Here is a 19,951-nt window from a genome sequence, read left to right on the forward strand (position 1 = left end):
TCGGCAGATATCTCGATGTCGAGATAACTCTAGTACACGTCCGCGCGGAGGTCATGCGGGGACCGCCCCGCCACCGCCGGACGCGCGCCCCGGGCGGCGCTCAGTGCTGCCCGTCACACGCCACAGCCGCGACGCCTCTCCTCAGGACTCCCCTACCCGCCCCGGCGCGGCGGGAACTCCACCGCGCGCCCCACTCCGGGAACTCCGCTCCGCTCACCGACCCACCCGACCCACCGACCCACCGGGCGCGGGACGGCCCGCCCCGCCCGCCATCACTCCAATGGCCCACCCGGAAGAGTCGGCATCTCATATGTGAGATAGCGTCTGGCGCATGGCAGATGACTACCTCGTACGCATCGGCAAGCTCATCCGTGACGCCCGTCAGCACCGGGGCTGGACACAGACTCAGCTGGCCGATGCGCTCGCCACAAGCCAGAGCGCCGTGAACCGCATCGAGCGCGGAAACCAGAACATCAGCCTTGAGATGATCGCCAGGATCGGCGAGGCTCTCGACAGCGAGATCGTCTCGCTGGGCTATGCGGGACCGATGCATCTGCGGGTGGTCGGCGGCCGCCGGCTCTCCGGCGCGATCGACGTCAAGACGAGCAAGAACGCCTGTGTGGCGCTGCTCTGCGGCTCGTTGCTCAACAAGGGGCGGACGGTGCTGCGCAGAGTCGCACGTATCGAGGAGGTGTACCGGCTCCTGGAGGTGCTCAACTCCATCGGTGTGCGCACCCGTTGGATCAACGACGGCAAGGACCTGGAGATCGCCCCTGGCGCCGACGTGGACATGGCCGCCATCGACGCGTCGGCCGCGCGCCGCACCCGCTCGATCATCATGTTCCTCGGCCCGCTGCTGCACCGCCTGGACAACTTCAAGCTGCCGTACGCGGGCGGCTGCGACCTGGGCACCCGCACCATCGAGCCCCACATGATCGCGCTGCGCCGCTTCGGGCTCGACATCACCGCGACGGAGGGGCTCTACCACGCACAGGTCGAGCGCGGCGCCGCCCCCGACCGCCCGATCGTACTGACCGAGCGGGGCGACACGGTCACCGAGAACGCACTGCTCGCGGCGGCCCGCAGCGACGGTGTGACCGTCATCCGCAACGCGTCATCCAACTACATGGTCCAGGACCTGTGCTTCTTCCTGGAGGCCCTGGGCGTACGGGTGGACGGCGTGGGCACGACGACGCTGACCGTGCACGGGGTGCCGGACATCGACGTGGACGTCGACTACTCCCCCTCCGAGGACCCGGTCGAGGCCATGAGCCTGCTGGCCGCGGCCGTGGTGACGGAGTCGGAGCTGACGATCCGCCGGGTCCCGGTCGAGTTCATGGAGATCGAGCTGGCGGTCCTGGAGGAGATGGGCCTCGACCACGACCGCAGCGCCGAGTACGCGGCCGACAACGGCCGGACCCGGCTGGTGGACCTGACCGTGCGGCCCTCCAAGCTCGAAGCCCCGATCGACAAGATCCACCCGATGCCCTTCCCCGGGCTGAACATCGACAACGTGCCGTTCTTCGCGGCCATCGCGGCGGTCGCACAGGGCCAGACCCTGATCCACGACTGGGTCTACGACAACCGCGCGATCTATCTGACGGACCTCAACCGGCTGGGCGGCAGGCTGCAACTCCTGGACCCGCACCGGGTGTTGGTGGAGGGACCGACCAGGTGGCGCGCGGCCGAGATGATGTGTCCGCCCGCGCTGCGGCCGGCGGTCGTGGTGCTGCTGGGGATGATGGCCGCCGAGGGCACGTCGGTGCTGCGCAATGTGTATGTCATCAACCGCGGCTACGAGGAACTGGCCGAGCGGCTCAACTCGGTGGGCGCGCAGATCGAGATCTTCCGGGACATCTGAAAGCCTGCAAAAAATGGCACCGTCACACCCCTACTGACCTGCACAAATGCGAGTCGAGGCGGGGTGTGACGGAGTCCCTGGGACTTTTCTGGGACTTTGACCAGGAGCGACGGCTCACGAACACCCGCCCTCTCCACATGATGAGTCATCGCGAAACATGTGGAACAAAAGCATGTGGAAGTTGGCGCAGGTCAGCGCCATGCGCGCGAGAATCCGGACGAATTACCCGTGTGCGTTGTGGGCGCTGCGGGCGTTACGTGCGCGAATCTGACGCACGCCGCTACCGATGTTGTCCATGATCCGGAAAGGTTCCGACACCCGATCTCCGGCGGATCGATCGGCTTCGCGTACACCGATTCTGGTGTCGGTTTGGGCTTCGTCACGAACCTCCGAGGCTTCCGGACCGATGACGCGCGGGCACCGGGAACTGGCAAACGCCGCCCGACTCTGCTTTGAAAGACCGGCCACCCGCCGATCCGGAATCCTCCGGCAGCTCGGGTCCGCCTGCACCCACAGCGGACGACCCCCAACGTTGCCACTCCATCGCCGGTACGGCGGCCAACCTCGTGGTCAAGCCATCCCATCCAGACAGCGGATGACGAGGCGGCCCCGCGCGCGGTCGAGGTCCCGTGTCCCGCCACCGCCAGCAAGGAGCACCATCAGCGCGGCCAGGGGCGCCCTGTAACCCGTTCGATGTCCTTGTTGAACTGCTGAAGGTCCTCGATGAAGCGATCCAGGCGCTCGGGGGTCCAGTCGGTGACCACTTCGGCGAGCCCGTCGACCACCTTCTCGCGGTCGGCCCTGAGTGCGCCGGTTCCCTTCTGGGTGATGCGGAACTTCCTGGCCACCCCGCCGTTGGGGTCGAGGGTCCGTTCGACGAGTCCGTCCCTGAGGAGGGCGGCCGTCTGCCGGTTGAACGTCGAGGCGGCGAGCCCGAAGGCGTCAACGAGGTCGGCGACCGACATGGGGCCCTGCACCTCGATCCGGCTGAGGAGCACGTAGGCGCTGCGCTCCAGGGCCTCACTGCCGTGCAGGCGGCGGGGTGAGGACATTTCCTGGTGCCGCGTAAGGATCAGGAGCTCCCGCTCGATCTGCTCCCCCGCTTGCTGGGAATCCATCTGGGGCACCTCCGGCTCTGTCATATACACATCCTCACCCTACGCCACAAGTGTGCACGATGCTTTTGGCGAGCATCATGCAACTTTTGTGCATGATGCTTTTTTTCTGTACGGTGCAACGCATGAATGCTTCTGCCTCCCCGGCTCGCACGGGAGCGATCGTCGCCTCGCTGTCTGCGGCCGGCATCGTGGCCTCTCTCATGGGGACGCTGGTCATCCCTCTCGTCGCACAGCTCCCGGAGCTGCTGGACACTTCCACCGCGAACGCATCGTGGGTTGTCACCGCACCTCTGCTCACCGGCGCGGTTGCCACTCCGGTGTTCGGACGCCTCGGTGACCTCTACGGCAAGCGGCGGATGCTGCTGATCTGTGTCGGCCTGCTCGTCGTGGGCTCGCTCGCGAGCGCTGTGTCGGACTCGCTGGTCCCCATGGTCATCGGGCGTGCGATCCAGGGCATCGGCATGGGAATCATCCCGCTCGGGATCAGCACCATGCGTGATGTCGTGCCACCGGAGCGCATGGGATCGTCGGTGGCTCTCATGAGCTCGTCTCTGGGCATCGGCGGTGCCTTCGGTCTGCCCCTTGCGGCCGGCGTCGCTCAGAACGCCGACTGGCACGCACTGTTCTGGGGCTCGGCCGCCATCAGCCTGCTCGTCGGGTTCGCGGTGATGCGCTTCGTTCCGGGTGTGCCCGCAGGGGGCGCGCGGGGCCGGTTCGACATACCCGGCACGATCGGTCTCACGGTCGGTCTCGTATCGCTGTTGCTCGCCGTCTCCAAGGGCGCCGAGTGGGGCTGGACGAGCGCTACCACCCTGGGTCTCTTCGCTGCCGCCGTGATCGTCCTTCTGGCCTGGGGCTGGTTCGAGCTGCGGACCACTGATCCGCTGGTCGATCTGCGAGCCACCGCCCGGCGGCGGGTGCTGCTGACGAACCTGGCCTCGATCGTGATCGGCTTCGCCATGTTCGCCCAGAGCCTCGTGGCCCCCCAACTGCTCCAGCTGCCGAAGGAACTCGGCTACGGTCTGGGCCAGTCGATGCTCGCCGCCGGCCTGTGGATGGTTCCCACCGGACTGGTGATGATGGCGTTCTCCCCGCTCGGCGCGAAGCTGTCCGCCCGGTTCGGCCCCCGCACGTCGCTGCTGACCGGATCTCTGATCATGGCGATCGGCTACGGCCTCGCCCTGCCCCTCATGGGATCTGTCGCCGGGATCGTCGTCTTCAGCTGCGTCGTCAGTATCGGGGTGGCCTTCGCCTACGGAGCGATGCCCGCGATCATCATGGCGTCGGTCCCCGCTTCCAAGACCGCCTCGGCCAACGGCTTCAACGCACTGATGCGTTCCATCGGACTCTCCGTATCCAGCGCGGTCATCGGTGTCCTCCTGGCCCAGATGAGCAATGACATCGGGGGCTTCACGATCCCGACGGAGAACGGCTTCCGGGTCGCCGCCGTCGTCGGCGGGGCCGCTGCCCTCGCCGCAGCACTCCTCACCTTGGCCATCCCCCGCGCCACAGCACCCCTCCCCGCCCCCGACGCCCCGCAGCCCGGCACGTCCGACGCGGCCTCCGCGCCGGAAGCTGGCCAGCTCTCAACCTCGACGCCGCATGCCCCTCGGGGGTGACCACCCACGCCGGTGTGTCCGCGGGGTAGCACTCGTCCGGCCTCGGCCGACGACCCTGCGACCACGTGCCAGCCCATAGGACCCCGCACACGACGAACGAAGAACCCGAGGAGAAGGGCGAACAGGTATGCCGGAGAAAGACCATGCGACGGCCGGGAGCGTGCTGATCGTCGGCGCTTCCGCCGCCGGCCTCGCGACGGCAGAAGCCCTGCGGCGCAACGAATACCAGGGCGCTCTGACGCTACTGGACGCGGAACAGCACCCGCCCTACGACCGGCCGCCGCTGTCGAAGCAGGTCCTGAAGGGAGACTGGGAGCCCTCTCGGGCGCATCTGCGCACCGATGAGCAGCTCGCCGCCTTGGACGCCGAGTTCGTCGCGGGCGATGCCGCCGCCTCCTTCGACTCGGCGGCCCGGACCGTCACGACACGCACAGGCCGTCAGCTGCGCGCCGATCACGTGGTGATTGCCACCGGTCTGCACCCGAGGACCCTGCCCGGCCAGGACACTCTGGCCGGAGCGCACGTCCTGCGGTCCATGGACGACGCGCTGCGGCTGCGTCGTGATCTGCTCGGCGCCGAACGGCTGGTGGTCGTCGGCGCCGGCGTGCTCGGCACCGAGGTTGCAGCCAGCGCGCGCACCCTGGGACTGGACGTCACCATCGTCGCACCGGCCACGACACTGCTGGGGGACCAGGTCGGCGACATGGTCGGCGGCCTCCTCACCCAGCTGCACACGGAACAGGGTGTGCGCATGCGTCTCGGCGTCGCGGTCGATCGCCTCACCGGTGAGGACGGTCAGGTCACCGGCGTCCGGCTGTCCAGCGGTGAGGTCCTTCCCGCGAGCGTGGTCGTGATCGCCGTCGGCGCGCGCCCGGCGACCGGCTGGCTCACAGGTAGCGGCCTGACGCTCGGCGACGGCATCGAATGCGATGCACACTGCCGCGCTGCCCCCGGAACCTGGGTCGTAGGAGACGTCGCGTCGTGGTACGACGTGCGGCTCGGCCGGCGGCTGCGCCTGGAGAACCGCACCAACGCCACCGAGCAGGCTCAGACGGTTGCCGCGAACATCCTGGGAGCAACCCGCCCCTACACGCCGGTCCCCTACTTCTGGACCGACCAGTACGCGGCGAAGATCCAGGTCCACGGGCTCCCTTCCCCGCTCGATGACGTGACCGTCGTCGAAGGAGACGTCGAGGAGCGCCGGTTCGCCGCGCTGTACAGCCAAGGCGGCCGGGCCACTGCCGTCCTCGGCTGGAACATGCCCAAGCAGGCCCGCCTGCTGCGCCAGCAACACCTCACGGGTCCGCCCGGCGCTGACTCTGCCCGCTCCGTGTGAACCCCACAAGCCATACCGGGTGACAAGGCCCGGTCCCCGAGCGAAGGGAGAACTGCCCACGACCCCGGACCAGTACCGCCTCACAGAGGTACCTGCCGGACGAAAGCCCCACATTTCCGAGGGAGATTACTTATGAGTCAGAGCCAAGAGACCGTGCACTACCCGCTGCCCCAGACGGGTGCCCTGGACGCCCCCGCTGATTGGCAGCGACTGCGCAGCCAGTGCCCGGTGGCCTCGGTCCAACTGCCCAGCGGCGACGAGGCAACTCTGCTCACGCGCCACGAAGACATCAAGACACTGCTTTCCGACCCGCGCTTCGCCCGGCCGACCGCGCAGGACGGCGCGGCCCGCCTCGCACCGGATGGTGGGGGCGGAGCCGTCGCCTCCAGCAGCGCCGACGCGCTCTCCCTTCCCGCGAAGGGCGAGCCGCACCAGCAGTGGCGTCGCCAGGTCAGCAAGTGGTTCACCGCCAAGCGCATGACGGCTCTTCGCCCCGGCATGACGGCTACGGCCGAACGGCTCGTCGACGACATGGTCGCCCTCGGCGCGCCCGCCGACCTCAAGGCGCACGTCGGCTTCCTCCTGCCCGTCTACGTCATCTGCGACATGCTCGGCGTGCCCGCACAGGACCGTGACCGCTTCTCCCACTGGTCCGACGCGCTGCTGAGCCTCACTCGCTTCACCAAGGAGGAGACGGATCGGGCCCAGATCGAGTTCGTCCAGTACATGTCCGGTCACATCGAGTCCAAGCGCGAGAACCCGACCGACGACCTGATCAGCACGCTCATCCGGGACTCCGCGGATGGCCAGGGACTCTCCGACTCGGAGCTGCTGGCAACCGCCTTGGGCCTCCTGATCGCAGGGCACGAGACCACCGCCAACATGATCGGCAAGATGGTCGGCATGCTCCTGGCCGACCGCAGCCGGTGGGAGCAGCTCCTCGCCGATCCCTCTCTCGTGCGCACCGCCGTCGAAGAGGCACTCCGCTTCGACACCAACCTCGGCTTCGGCCTGCGTCGCTACATCAGCGAAGACACCGAGATCGGCGGCCAGACGGTACCCGGCGGCACCACCGTGATCTGCAGCATGCCCGCCGCCAACCGCGACGAAGACGTCTTCGACAACGCCGAGGAGATGGATCTGGACCGCAGCCCCAACCCTCACCTCATCTTCGGTGCCGGACCCCACTCGTGCCTCGGCCAGGCATTGGCCCGCACCGAACTCCAGGTGGTGTTGGAAGTCCTGCTGCGCAAGCTGCCCACCCTCGAACTGGCGGTCCCCGTAGAGGAACTGCAGCGAGTGGAAGGGCTGTTGGTCGGCGGGCTGCGCACTGTCCCCGTTCGCTGGTGATCCCACCCCAGCCCCCGAGCACAGCCGCCGCCCAGCGGCCCACACAACCCCCCACCGTCCCGATGAAGGGAGAGTCCGTATGAACGTCACCGTCGATGAAGACAAGTGCTGCGGCGCCGGCCAGTGCGTCCTGATCGCCCCAGAGGTGTTCGACCAACGCGACGACGACGGCATCGTCGTCCTGCTCGAAGCCGCGCCCCCGCAGGATCAGTACACCGCAGTCCGTGAAGCTGCCGCGGTCTGCCCGGCCGCCGCTATCGAGCTCACGCCGGCCCGGTAGCCCGGCGGTGGCCGGCCCGGAAACAGCACCGGGCCGGCCACCGCACAGGAACGAAGCTCCCTGCCAAGGGCGCCGAACACAGCTAGGAGAAGGACATGAGTGACCGTCTGAGTGGCAAAGTGGCCATTGTGACCGGTGGCGGCAACGGTGTCGGGAAGGCATGCGCGCTGGCCCTGGCCGCAGAGGGCGCACGGGTCGTAGTCAACGACCTGGGCACAACCGCAGCAGGCGGTGGAAGGAGCTCCGAAGCCGCAGACGCGACCGTCGCCGAGATCCTGGCGGCGGGCGGCCAGGCGGTGGCCAACTACGACTCCGTGGCCGAAGCCCAGGGATGCGCCAACCTGGTCGCGCTCGCCGAGAAGACCTTCGGCCCGGTCGACATCGTCCTCGCCATCGCGGGCGCTGTGCTCCCTGGCCAGATCGACATCACCGATGAGCAGTACAACAAGCTGATGGACCTGTTCCTCGGTCAGAAGTTCTGGCTCTCGCGCCTGACCGTGCCGGGCATGGTCGAACGCGGTTGGGGCCGGATCGTCGTGACCGCTTCCGAGGGTGCACGTGGCGGCGTGGGCAACCCCGTCTTCGCCGCGGCCATGGGCGGCACCGTTTCCTTCATCAAGGGGCTGGCCACAGAGCTCAAGGGCACCGGCGTGACCGCGAACACTCTGGCGCCGGGAGCCTCCACCCGCACCTACGAGCTGGCCCTTCCGGGGCTTGAGCAGGCCCACGCGGAAGGCCGTCTCTCCGACGAGATGTTCGCTGCGGCGAAGAAGGGCCCCGGCCCGGTCGAGCACGTGCCGCCGATCGTCACCTGGCTCTGCACGGATGCGGCGTCCGACGTCAGCGGCCGCGTCTTCCACTCCGGTGGCGGGAAGATCAGCGTGTGGTCCGACTACGAAGACCTCAACACCATCTCGAAGGGCGACCCCTACGAGAACCCGCCGTACACCCTCGACGAGTTGGACGACCTCGTCCCCGGCCAGGTCCTGCGCTAAACGACCTGAAGGCCCACCACACCCTCTCAACCCGGGGCGTCAGAAGGAAGGCAGCCGTCGCACTGGACCAGTGCGGCGGCTGCCTCAGTGCATTGGGGCGTGGCCGGCAGCACCACCTCGTCGGCACAGGCTGCAGACAACGTGCCTGCCGCGCCGTGACATCAAGACACTCCAGCCTCCAAACCCGCGGGGACCACGTCGAGTCGCCCCCAACTGCCGTCCTCGCTCACGAGGAGATCACCTCCCGGAGTGCGCAGGAGCCGGCCGCGGCGATGTCGACGGCGTACGCTCATCGTCGCTACGCGGGCGCCGAAGCGAGCGTTCTACGCCGCTGACGCACCGCGTGACGCGAGGAAGCAAGCTCTGGTCCAACGTCACGCGCCGAAGCGGAGCTTGCCTGTGTCCTATCCATCAAGCCCGGCATCCCTGTGACCGGAGAGGTGTCGTCTCCCGGGGGTTCCGGGGGTGACCAGTCCGCTCTCGTAGGCGATGACAACGAGGCGGGCCCTGCTGGTTGCCCCGAGCTTCCGCAGAATGCTGTTCACGTGTGACTTGACCGTGAGCGGGCTGATGCGGAGGAGTTGGGCCAGGGATTCGTTGTCCGGCTGGGTGGGGATAAGCGCGAGAATCTCGCGTTCTCGGGCCGATAGCCGATCCACTATGGGGAGCGGGGAGAGCGGAGGCGCCGCGTCGAATGTCGTTGGCGGGCTGATGACCACGCCGCCCCTGCTCACCAGGTCCACTCCCGTCACGAATTGGTGCGTATCCATTTCATGGCTCAGGATCCCGGTGACACCATCGCGCAGATATGACGCGATCTCCCCTACCGGTACGGTGCCGATGAACGCGAGCCGGGTCAGGGTCGCGGCTTGGCGCAGGACCATTCGCGGCGGAGCGAGGACGGCAGGCGGCAGGGTTCGCTTATCGATGAGCAGCAGGTCAGGGCGGGAGCACAGAACCTCATTGAGCGCCTCGGCGAGAGTGGCAGTGTGCCCCAGCATCGTCAGGGTCCTGGACCGATTGATGATGTGCTCGTAGGCATTGCGTTCAAGGGTGGGGCCGCCTGCGAGGAATACCCCCTGCATCTGTTGTCCTTCTGCGTGGTGCCTTGCTCCGGTGGGCTCCGGGGGATCGTGCCGCGTGGGCCCTGACCGGCTCAGTTCTTGGATGCGAGGCGAAAGGTGCGCTCATGCGTTGCCGGTTTGCACTGCACACCGCTTAACGTTGGGGCCGAGCTGCGGCTCTTCCGGGCCGCTGCTGCCAGGGTGGGGCGGCTTTGTGTCAGCGCGTTGTGAGACATGAACCTGATCAGGTATGCGGGCCGGCAGCGATAGCCGGCGCCTGAGCCGCGGATGTGCGGCACTCGACTTGAGTGCCGCACCTCCGGGTCTCGGTTCAGTGCTGGTTGCTGTACTGCGGCGTCTCGATACCGTCCTGGTGGACCACTGCGGGGGCTTGCTTCACGAGCTTCTCCCCTTCGATGTCGACGTTGGGCAGGATGCGGTCGATCCAGCCCGGCAGGGACCAGGCTCGCTTGCCCAGGAGGGCGAGGGCGGCGGGAATGATCGTCATGCGGACGACGAAGGCATCGAGGGCCACGGCGATCGCCAGGCCGAAGCCCATGGACTTGAGCATGGCGTCGTGGTTGCCGACGAAGCCGGCGAACACGGAGATCATGATCAGTGCTGCGGCTGTGACGACCTTCGCGCTGTGCCTGAAGCCGGTCTCCACCGCTGTACGGGCATCGGCGCCGTGCACGTACGCCTCCCGCATACGGGTCACGAGGAACACCTGGTAGTCCATGGCCAGCCCGAACACGATGCCCACCATGAGGATCGGCATCAGACTCATGATCGGGCCGGTCTGGTCGAGACCGACCAGGTCCTTGAGCCAGCCCCACTGGAAGACCGCGACGAGGGCGCCGAGGGAGGCCAGTACGGACAGCAGGAAGCCGAGCGCTGCCTTGAGCGGCACCAGAAGCGAGCGGAAGACCAAGGTCAGCACGAGGAAGGCAAGGCCGACGACGAGCGCCAGGTAGGGAGCGATCGCCGCGCTGAACTTGTCGGAGATGTCGATGTTGAGCGCGGTGGTGCCGGTGACCATGGAGCGCACGCCGCCGGCCGACTCGGTCTCGGCGGCAAGTGAGCGGATGTCTCCCACGAGGTCCTTGGTGGCATCCGTGATGGGTCCGCTCTTCGGAATGACTGTGATGATCGCGGTGTCGCCGGTCTCGTTGAACACGGCCGGTGTGACGGCTGCGACGTCCGGCAGGTGGGTGATGGCCTTGCCCAGGTCGGTGGCTCCGCTGCGGGCGGACTCGGGGCTCTTGCTGTCGACCGTCACGGTCAGCGGGCCGTTGAACCCGGGGCCGAAGGACTCGGCCAGCATGTCGTACGCCTTGCGCTGCGTCGAGGAGGCGGCCTTGGAGCCGTCGTCCGGGAGTCCGAGCTTCAGCTGGGTCGCGGGCAGGGCAACGACACCGAGGGCCAGTACGGCGAGCACGAGGACCTTCGCAGGCTTGCGCAGAACGTAGGCGATCCAGCGCTGGCCGATCGTGGCCTTCGTCGACACCTGCTTGCGGCCGGTCTGCTTGCGCGCCCTCCCCAGGACCCGCTCGCCGGCGAATCCGAGCAGCGCGGGCACGAGGGTCACGGCGACGAGTACGGCGACGATGACGGCGCCCGCGGCGGAGAGTCCCATCGCGGTGAGGATGGGCAGGTTGACCACGGCCAGCCCCGCCAGGGCGATGATGACCGTCAGCCCGGCGAAGACGACAGCGGAACCGGCCGTTCCGTTGGCGCGCGCCGCTGCTTCCTTGGCGTCGTACCCGTCGGCTCGTTCGGAGCGGTACCGGGAGACGATGAACAGGGCGTAGTCGATACCGACGGCGATGCCGAGCATTGTTGCCAGGGCTGACGCGTTGCTGTTGAGATCGAAGGTCGCGCTGAGTGCGGTGATCGCGGTCATGCTCACGCCGACGCCGACGATGGCGGTCAGCAGGGGCAGGCCGGCGGCGATCAGGGAGCCAAAGGTGATCACAAGGATGAGAGCCGCGAGGGCGAAGCCGATGGCTTCTGCGGAGTGGCCCTCCTCGGGGGGCGCGAGGGCGCTGCCGGACGCCTCGACCGTCAGCCCCTGGTCACGGCCCGCGTCGAGAGCGTCGTCGATGCCGGTGTGATCGGCATCGGTGAGATCGGCGTCGGCAACGGTGTACGTGGCCTGGGCGTAAGCGGTGGTGCCGTCCGCGCTGACCGTCTTGGCGGCGAACGGGTCACTGACCTGGCCGACGCGCGACGAGGAGTCCTTGAGGTCCTTGAGGGTGGCTTCGACCGCTGCCCGGTTGTCGGCGCTGCTGATCTTCTCGCCGTCCGGGGCCCTCATCACCACACGAGCCGTGGCACCGTCGGCGTTGGCCGCGGGGAACTTGTCACCGAGCAGGTCGAAGGCACGCTGCGACTCCGTGCCGGGCAGTGTGATGCTCGAGTTCGCGGCGCCCGTGCTGTTCGCAGCCCCGGCGCCGAGGGCGCCGAGGATTACTGCCCACAGGAGCACGACCAGCCAACGCCGCCTGAAGGCGAATTGGCCGATCCTGTGCAAGAAAGTAGCCATGGGGTGTGAGACTCCGAGAGGGTGGATGAGGGAAAGCACCGCAGACACGGTGCGCAGGAGATACGAGTCGGCCCTGTGGGGCGGCGATGCTTTCGTCGCGGTGCCGTCCGATGGGCCGTCTGCTCTGGGCGATCAGGTTTGGCGGCGCGGATCGAGTGCAACTACCACCTGTGTGGAACCGGGCGCGGCCGACTCCTACGCGCATCACTCATTGCTGACAAATTCCGTTTTTGCAGTTTCAAGGTCAAGAGAGGTGCCGCGGCCCGCGCCCCAGGTACAGGCAGCACGGGCCGCAGCGTGCACCGGCCCCGTCCCCACGGGCGGCGGTGCACATCGCCCGAACCTGTCGCCGCGCGTGACAGGACGGACACCCAGCGGCGCTGCCTTCCGTGCAGGCAACTAAGTCCCCTTCGCTGCTGAGCGGGCACCGTCAGTGGTGACCGGTGCAAAGACCGGCGGCCAGCCTCGGGGGAAGGACCGGCCGCCGACAACATCCATGGTGGCCTGCTCGGACGTCCCGTTCTGTCAGCCAGAAGTACTGTCCGGGAATCGGTCTGTCGGCCATTCGGCCGACACGGCAAGGCGCACCAGTCCATACGCTAAGGGTGTGGATTGGGACCTTCCGTTTACGCCGACCGTCAGACGTCTCATCATCGTCTTCGGACTGCTCGCATTCGCCATGACATGGCTGGCGGACATCGCGATGCTGCTGACCAGCCCGGACCCGTGGGATCCAGCCACCAACTGGGTCCCTGTTCTGATCACTGGCCCCGCCACCGTGTTCGCGGTCTCCGAGACCCGCTTCTCGCCGCCCTTTCTGCGACGCGTCTGGTTGATCGTCGCGATGTCGGTGACGCTCTCCTTCGTCAGCATCGCAGTTCCTCAGGACGGGCCGTCGTGGGGAACGCTCGAGAGCGCCGGACTGCTCGCTCTGATCCTTCGCACCACAGCCCAGACACGGCGCACGACCACAGCAGCCACCTCAGCCGCGGCCCTGAGCTTCGCCGTCCTGATACTTCCCGCCCGCACCGGATCCTGGTCGACGATCGTGGCCGGCGGCTACATTCTGACGATCGCGCTCGCCATCACCGTCACTCTCGGCTGCGCTGTCCGAGCCCTTGAAGCCCGCCGCCGGCGCAACATCAGCGATGTCCGCCAGGCTGAGCGCCTGGCCCTCGCCCGTGATCTTCACGACCTGATCGCTCATCACATGACAGGCATCATCGTCCAGGCCCACGCGGCGTCGGCCATCTATCCGACCGCGCCCGACAAAGTCGCACCGATCCTGCAGAACATCGCCCAGGCCGGCACGGAGACTCTTGAATCCATGCGCCGCCTGGTTCGCGTACTGCGCGAGGACGACCACACAGCGCTGCGCCCGGGCGACCTGCTGACGGAACTGTCCGAACTCACAGCAAGCTACTCGGCACCTGCGTCCGACGACGATTCCTCCGCCGCCGCTCGGCTGGAGGCGACCGCTGCCGCAAGGACAACCCGCCTGAGTCCAGAAGTAGAGGTCTCCGCCTACCGCGCCGTGCAGGAGGCGCTCACCAATATCCGACGACACGCGCCCGGAGCCCAGGCCAGTGTGCGTCTCGATGCCGATGACACGTGGCTGTGGGTCACCGTTACGAACACCCCTACGGCCAAGCGGGCACAGTCTCCCGCCGGCGGGCACGGCGGCTTCGGCCTGATCGGGTTGCGCGAACGGATCGAGGCACTCGACGGTGTTCTCCGAACCGGCCCGCTGCCCGGGGGCGGATGGGAGGTCAAAGCCGGCTTCCCATTGCACTGACCCGCTCGGGGCGGAACCCGTTCAGCCCGTCGTGCGGGTCTCTTGCAGTTGCACCGCCACGCCCTTCCAGAGCCCGACGAAGGCCCGAGGACTCAGCGGTGGGGTCGCGCTTCTCCGTGTTCCCATGCCCACGCCGCGATCTCCACCCGGTTGCGGGCCTCCAGCTTGACCTGGATACGTCCGAGGTAGGTTTTGACCGTCGACAGCGAAAGAAAGAGCTCGTCGCAGATCTCCTGGTTCGTACGACCGACAGCGATCAACCGGACGATGTCCAGTTCCCGGGCGCTCAGTCCGAATGCCGCAGGGCTGCCCGGTTCCGAACGTAGCTCCGCCTGCTCGAGTCTCTTCAGCAGCCGCACAGTCACAGCCGGGGACACCAGGGCATCTCCCCGGGCCGCTGCCTGAACCGCCTCCACCAGCAAGGCCGGAGTCGCGTCCTTCAGGAGGAATCCGCACGCGCCGTTGCGCAGGGCAGTCCGCACGTAGTCGTCCTGGTCGAAAGTTGTGATCACGACGACGTTCAGCGGGTCAACCACCCCAGGGCCCGCCAGCTGCCGCGTCACCTCCAGCCCGTCCAGCCGCGGCATCCGGATGTCGACCAGCACCACCTTCGGACGCAGTCGGCGCGCCAGGTCCATGCACTCCACACCGTCGACCGCCTCGCCAACGACCTCGATGCCCGGCTGAGCATCGAGGATCATGCGGAAACCCGTGCGCACCAGCTCTTGATCATCGGCGATCACGACATCAATCTTCATTCGGGACACTCAACGTCTCTATCACGGCAGCTGCGGCCATATACACACGCCCATCTGCCCAGCCTTGTCGACAACGTGATGGCCGCCCTACCGAACCACCCCGGCGGGACCCCTCAGGGCCAGCAGATGGCGGGCGGGCGGCCCTGAACATCAGTTTCCTGGTCCCGCCAAAGGGCCTCGCCGTCATCGCCGCTGTGCGGCGACCACTCGCCTGCGGACCAGGGCTTCGTTGGGGGTCTCACTCCTGCTTCAATCGATCGAGCCACTCGGTCATCGTGGTGATTCCTTCGTTGAAGCCCTCCGAGTGCGGCTTGTCCAGGAATCCGTGACGCGCGCCAGGAACCAGGAAGGCGTCGAGCCGTACATCGGCGGACCGGAGATGCTCAGCGAAGGCGTCCCCCGAGGCGCGGAGAGCGTCGTGGTCCGCGTTCAGCATGAGCGTGGGGGGCAGGCCATGGACGTCGGCAGTGCCGGGGAACGCCCCGGGGTCGTTCCACACCGCCTCGGTGCCGGCGTAGTTGAGGGTCATACGTCGCGTCATTTCCGGTGCCACCCCAAGGCGGGCGATACCCCGAAGGCGAGACCGAAGAGACTGCGACATGGCCGGGAGCCGGGCGTGGAACAAGCCGTAGATGAGAACCAGTCCCGTCGGCGTGGCAGCCCCGCTGTCGCGAAGGCGGATCGCGGCCGAGGCCGCGAGACACGCACCGGCGCTCGCACCACCCAGGACGATCCCCCTGTCGGGGTGCCGAGCGGCCACGTCGAGGAAGACATCGGTGACATCGTCGACGGGCACCGGATAGCGGTACTCCGAGGGCTTCATCCGGAACCGGCCGATCAGGGGGAACCTCGGCACAAGGTGATAGTCGACAGTCGTCACGCGCCGTCCAGTGGCCGCGACCGCCATGGCCACCACGTGCGACTCCGCCATGTCGAGACTTCCTGCGCCGAATCCCCCTCCGTGTACCCACACGAAGGGGGCGGCAGAATTTCCGGCTGAAGGTACGTAGTCCCTCACCTGAACCCGCCCGTGGCGAGCGGTGACAGTTCGGTCATTCACTGTGACTTCAGTTGTCTCGGTGGTCATGGTTCGGCCTTTCAGCGGTCATCAGCTGAGCTGGGCGGAGAAGTGGCGGAACGCGCTCTGCCGCGTTACGGAGCGCTGTCGTGTGGCCGCCCGAGCCAGTTGTCCAGGCCGGCGATGATGACGTCGAGTTCGAAGTCAAGTCGGCCGGCCTCCATCACATGTAGGTCGGGAAGAATCCGGCGCAGTTCGGTCAGCTCCGTCTCCGGCGACTCGGCAAGGACGCGCAGAATCTCGGCCTGGCTGGGATGTTGCCCGAACTGATCGGACAGGAGTTGGGCGCGGGCTGCCTCATTGGCGACAGCGGTGACGAGGGACAGGGTCCGTCCGGCAGTCTCGTCGTCGAATCCGGCGTCAAGCAGGACCCTGACCATGCCCTCAGCCGGTTTGAGCAGCGCGCCGCCCGCGAGGTGCTTCACGTAGAGGCCCAGGCTCCGTTCTTGCAGCAGCGCATCCCGGCATCCTGCAGCGAACACTCGGATCGCTTCACGCCAGTCACCCCCCGGCACCACGAGATCCTTCAGTTGCGTCGCGAGTGCCTCGGCACCCAGGAGTGCCAGCAGCTCGTCGCGCCCCGAGACGTAGTAGCTGACAGCCTTACGGTCCACTCCCAAGGCGCTCGCGACCGCCTGCAAGGTGACTGCCCGCGGATCGAGCTGCGCAGCCGCGTCCAGGATCTTGCGACGGGTCAGGTCCGCGCGCTGGCCGGGCCCCCGCCGCCCCGCCCCTTGGGCGCGACGGGCGGCAGGAGGTCCCTCGGGGTCTGGGGACGGCGGGGTTTGTTGATCACTCACGCGGACGTTCCTACTCCTGGCGGTCGGCGTGGTCAGGGATATCGCAGCCCGAAACCCCACCGGTACGTCGGGTTGACGGTGTCGAAGGGGGCGTCGGAGTGGCTGGCTTCCACAGCGGCCATCGAAGAGGGGATGTCGAACGGAAGGTTCCCCTCGGGCTCCGCCTCGCCGAACAGCACCCTGACGAACGCATCATCGCATGCACCGAAGTTCGCGATCAGTGACGCCGCCACAGGTTCGATGTCGGCCAGGACGGCGGGACGGTCGAGGTATACGTCGATGATGGTGGGAACGGCCTCGCTGACGGCCCTGATGCGTTCCACTTCCTCCGCGGGGAAGGCGAGCGACCCGGCGTGGAAGAACCACTCGGGAGTGTTCGGCTCGCCCCTGGACTCCCACGGTGCCGCCAGCCGCAGGACTGCGACATCGGCTTCCTCGGGAGTGGTCACCACGTGGGCCCGGTCGCCTACCGCTTCGGCGGAGAGCCCTTCCAGGTAGAGGCGTGGGGTGCCCGACAGAGGAAGGTGCCCAGCGCCCTGCTCCGCGTTCTTGAGCAGGGTGTGCGCGGCCGCCTGCGCCGCCAAGCCCTCCTCGCGAGCCTCGGCCGTGCCTACGACGGCGTCGGCGAGAGAGGCGTCGACGAAGGGGTTCTCGAACAGGCCGAGCCGGAACTTTTCGCGCAACAGGCGACGCGCGGAGGCGTCAACGCGTGCCTCGCTGACCTTGCCGGCCTTCACCAGGCCGACCAGTACCTCGGGACGGCTCTCGCCGCCGAACTGGTCGACGCCCGCGTCCACGGATTTCAGGAGGCGCTCCTCGTAGCTGAGGTGCTCGACTCCCCAGCAGGTGTTGTTGAGGATGCCCCAGTCGCTGCAGACGATTCCGTCGTAGCCGAGCTTGTCCCGCAGCAGGTCGGTGACGATGGCCTTGTTGAAGCTGAAGCCGACCTCCTCGTACTCGGTGCCGATGGGCATGCCGTAGTAGGGCATCATCTGCGAGACTCCAGCGGCAATGACGGCCTTGAATGGTTCGAGGTGCAGGTCGAAGTGCCCTCCGGGGTAGACCTGTTCCCGGCCGTAGGGGAAGTGCGGGTCCTCGCCGTCCTTCTGCGGGCCGCCGCCGGGGAAGTGCTTGGCCATCGCGGACACCGAGTGCGGGCCTACCTGCTCGCCCTGCAGGCCGCGGACGTAGGCGACGCCGAGGCGCGACGTCAGGTCGGCGTCCGCTCCGAACGTGCCGCTTGCCCGGGCCCAGCGCGGCTCGGTGGCGAGGTCGATCTGGGGGTGCAGGGCGGTCCGGATGCCGACCGCGAGGTATTCCCTGCGGGTGGTGTCGGCGAAGCGCTCCACCAGCTCCGGCGAACCGATGGCTGCGAAGCCCAGTGGCTCAGGCCACTGTGAGAACGGCCCGGCCATCAGCGCGGTGAACGGATTGTTGGTGAAAGAGTTCCGCGGGTCGCTGGAGATGGTGACCGGGATGCCGAGGGGGTGGGCGAGTGATGCCTCCTGCACGGCGTTGTGCCAGTTCGCGAGTTCTCGGGCGGTGGGGACGAACAAGGTGCTGAAGTGGTTCATCCGCTTGTCGAGAGACGACTGGAGTGACGGTTTGCCGAACATGCCCGGCTCTTCGAGGCCGGACACGAAGGCCATCTCGTGGAACATCAGTCCGGCCTTGTCCTGCAGCGTCATACGGTCGAGCAGGTCCTCGACCCGCTGTTCGATGGGGAGGGCGGCGTCCTGGTAGGGGAAGCGGGGCTCGGTGGAACTCAAGGCTGTGTCCGTTCCTGTAGTCGTGCGGTTGTTCTACTTGGCGCGCTTGACGGGGAGAATGGCGAAAGCTGCGACGACGACCACCACCAGCGAGACGACCCACACCATGCTGTAGCCGGCGGTGATGGCGACGACCTGTCCGGCAGCCACGGGGCCGATTGCCTGGCCGAAATTGCCGGCGAGGTTGGCCATGCCGAGGTCGCGTCCAGCGGTCTTCTTGTCGGGAATGACGTCGATGAACAGAGCCTGATCAACGACGACGAAAGCGCCCAGGGCGATGCCTCCGATCACCGCTTGGACGAAGAGGCCGGGCACGGTGGCCCACACCAACGGCACCAGCATCGAGGCGGCCATGAGGATCGAGGCCCAGAAGACGAAGGGCTTGCGGCGCCCCATTCGGTCCGACCAGCGGCCGACCAGCACCATCGTGACGAGCATGCAGGGCAGACCGGCCAGCTGCAGCAGCGGAGCCGTCTTGGTCGCCTCGGTCAGGCTGAGCGACGGTTGCACATAGCTCTGCAGCATGTAGATCGAGAACGCGTGGGACACGGCGTAGCCGAACATCATCGCGATCTTGGCGATCCACACCCAGCGGAAGTCCGAGTCGCGCAACGGAGTCACGAACGCCTGGAAGAAGCCTCTCCAGTTGATCGGCTCGACCTGGAGGGCCATCGATGACCTGTCCCGCGCGAAGTACACGAATACCAGCGCACAGAAGAGGAGCATCAGGACGAACGGGTAGTAGGCGTCCAGTCCGAACTGGGTGAAGAGGACGCCACCGACGAGGGCGCCGGCGACACCCCCGAACATCGAGCCCAGCCCGGAGATCGCAGAAGCTGTGCCGATCTTCGACTCGTCGACCCTGTCGGCAACGGTCGTCAGGAGCGGTCCTTGACCGACGTTGATGACGAGCTGGCCGAAGCCCCAGCAGACCGCCACGAGGAGGATCGTCGACGACTGCCTCAACCCGATCAGCGCCAGGCCCCCGAGGACGGCCCCGGCCGCGATCCAGGGGGCACGGCGTCCCCAGGGGGATCGCATTCTGTCCGACAGCACCCCGGTGATCGGCTGTATGAACATGCTGACGAACAGGCCGATCGCGGTGATGACTGACAGGCCCTGGGCGCGTGCGGATTCGAATTTCTCCAGGACGCCAAGGAGACGCTCCTGCTCCCCTGTGGGGATCACAGCGCCGTCGTCCACCTGTGCCTTCAGATCGTTGAGCTGCTGAAGGTCGACGCCTGAGTCGGCGCCGGTGAAGAACTTGTCGAATTCGATGGCCTGCACGTGGTTCGGCAGGAGGATGCCGTTCACGGCACCCCACGTCATGAAGAAGCCCATCAGCCCGAGGGCGTAGAAGAGCAGGTATCGCTTGAAGGGTTTCCCCTCGGCCAACTTGGTCGAGGTGCCGGGCGCCGAGGCTTCACCGGCGGCGACCAGAGGGGTGGGATCCGGCGAGGTGCGTGGATCGCTCATGGTGCGGTCCTTCTTCTTGAGAGGATCTCAGGCCGCCGATCAGGGCGCCATTTCCCGCACGGGAATTATTCCCGTGCGGGAATAATGCGGGATGCGATCCGACACGG

General features: G+C 67.3%; 15 protein-coding genes. 7 read left to right on the forward strand and 8 right to left on the reverse strand.

Translation table 11 applies throughout. The features are described from left to right. Positions 1-331: 331 nt before the first annotated feature. Positions 332-1,861, forward strand: a complete 1,530-nt coding sequence (locus OG510_RS07495) for a helix-turn-helix domain-containing protein (RefSeq protein ID WP_406135998.1) — start codon at positions 332-334, stop codon at positions 1,859-1,861. Positions 1,862-2,520: 659 nt separating this feature from the next. Here OG510_RS07495 and OG510_RS07500 read toward each other — a convergent pair. Continuing rightward, positions 2,521-2,979 carry a MarR family transcriptional regulator gene (locus tag OG510_RS07500; protein WP_319714351.1) on the reverse strand — a complete coding sequence of 153 codons (459 nt, stop codon included), beginning with the start codon at positions 2,977-2,979 and terminating at the stop codon, positions 2,521-2,523. A 122-nt stretch (positions 2,980-3,101) separates the two neighbouring features. Here OG510_RS07500 and OG510_RS07505 point away from each other — a divergent pair, with 122 nt between their 5' ends. The 5 genes from OG510_RS07505 (at position 3,102) to OG510_RS07525 (ending at position 8,559) form a co-directional block, all read left to right on the forward strand. Further along, complete coding sequence (locus tag OG510_RS07505) at positions 3,102-4,598, forward strand: MFS transporter (RefSeq protein ID WP_319712963.1); 1,497 nt, start codon at positions 3,102-3,104, stop codon at positions 4,596-4,598. A gap of 127 nt (positions 4,599-4,725) precedes the next feature. Beyond that, complete coding sequence (locus OG510_RS07510) at positions 4,726-5,934, forward strand: FAD-dependent oxidoreductase (protein WP_365752826.1); 1,209 nt, start codon at positions 4,726-4,728, stop codon at positions 5,932-5,934. Positions 5,935-6,066: 132 nt separating this feature from the next. Continuing rightward, on the forward strand, positions 6,067-7,284 hold the full coding sequence (locus tag OG510_RS07515; protein ID WP_319712960.1) for a cytochrome P450: 1,218 nt from the start codon (positions 6,067-6,069) through the stop codon (positions 7,282-7,284). 79 nt (positions 7,285-7,363) lie between these two features. Then, positions 7,364-7,564, forward strand: coding sequence for a ferredoxin (locus OG510_RS07520; protein WP_406135999.1), 201 nt, complete (start codon positions 7,364-7,366; stop codon positions 7,562-7,564). Between the two features lie 95 nt (positions 7,565-7,659). Further along, on the forward strand, positions 7,660-8,559 hold the full coding sequence (locus OG510_RS07525; protein WP_406136000.1) for an SDR family NAD(P)-dependent oxidoreductase: 900 nt from the start codon (positions 7,660-7,662) through the stop codon (positions 8,557-8,559). Positions 8,560-8,963: 404 nt separating this feature from the next. On the opposite strand, the gene OG510_RS07530 is transcribed toward OG510_RS07525, so the two are convergent. After that, positions 8,964-9,644 carry a response regulator transcription factor gene (locus tag OG510_RS07530; RefSeq protein WP_406136002.1) on the reverse strand — a complete coding sequence of 227 codons (681 nt, stop codon included), beginning with the start codon at positions 9,642-9,644 and terminating at the stop codon, positions 8,964-8,966. A gap of 310 nt (positions 9,645-9,954) precedes the next feature. Next, a complete protein-coding gene (locus OG510_RS07535) occupies positions 9,955-12,168 on the reverse strand; it encodes an MMPL family transporter (RefSeq protein ID WP_406136003.1) in 2,214 nt (737 codons plus the stop codon). A 607-nt stretch (positions 12,169-12,775) separates the two neighbouring features. Between OG510_RS07535 and OG510_RS07540 the strand changes: the two genes are divergently transcribed. Beyond that, on the forward strand, positions 12,776-13,963 hold the full coding sequence (locus OG510_RS07540) for a histidine kinase (RefSeq protein WP_319712954.1): 1,188 nt from the start codon (positions 12,776-12,778) through the stop codon (positions 13,961-13,963). Between the two features lie 92 nt (positions 13,964-14,055). On the opposite strand, the gene OG510_RS07545 is transcribed toward OG510_RS07540, so the two are convergent. The 5 genes from OG510_RS07545 to OG510_RS07565 form a co-directional block, all read right to left on the reverse strand. Further along, complete coding sequence (locus tag OG510_RS07545; RefSeq protein WP_319712953.1) at positions 14,056-14,721, reverse strand: response regulator transcription factor; 666 nt, start codon at positions 14,719-14,721, stop codon at positions 14,056-14,058. Between the two features lie 238 nt (positions 14,722-14,959). Further along, on the reverse strand, positions 14,960-15,808 hold the full coding sequence (locus OG510_RS07550) for an alpha/beta hydrolase (protein ID WP_365752813.1): 849 nt from the start codon (positions 15,806-15,808) through the stop codon (positions 14,960-14,962). A gap of 65 nt (positions 15,809-15,873) precedes the next feature. Then, positions 15,874-16,599, reverse strand: a complete 726-nt coding sequence (locus OG510_RS07555) for a TetR/AcrR family transcriptional regulator C-terminal domain-containing protein (RefSeq protein ID WP_406136004.1) — start codon at positions 16,597-16,599, stop codon at positions 15,874-15,876. A 32-nt stretch (positions 16,600-16,631) separates the two neighbouring features. Continuing rightward, positions 16,632-18,368 (reverse strand): glycoside hydrolase family 3 protein, encoded by a 1,737-nt coding sequence (locus tag OG510_RS07560; protein ID WP_406136005.1) that lies wholly within the window; start codon positions 18,366-18,368, stop codon positions 16,632-16,634. Positions 18,369-18,401: 33 nt separating this feature from the next. After that, positions 18,402-19,844, reverse strand: a complete 1,443-nt coding sequence (locus tag OG510_RS07565; RefSeq protein WP_365752807.1) for an MFS transporter — start codon at positions 19,842-19,844, stop codon at positions 18,402-18,404. Between the last annotated feature and the right edge of the window lie 107 nt (positions 19,845-19,951).

This window comes from Streptomyces sp. NBC_01089 (assembly GCF_045162975.1).
Lineage (GTDB): Bacteria > Actinomycetota > Actinomycetes > Streptomycetales > Streptomycetaceae > Streptomyces.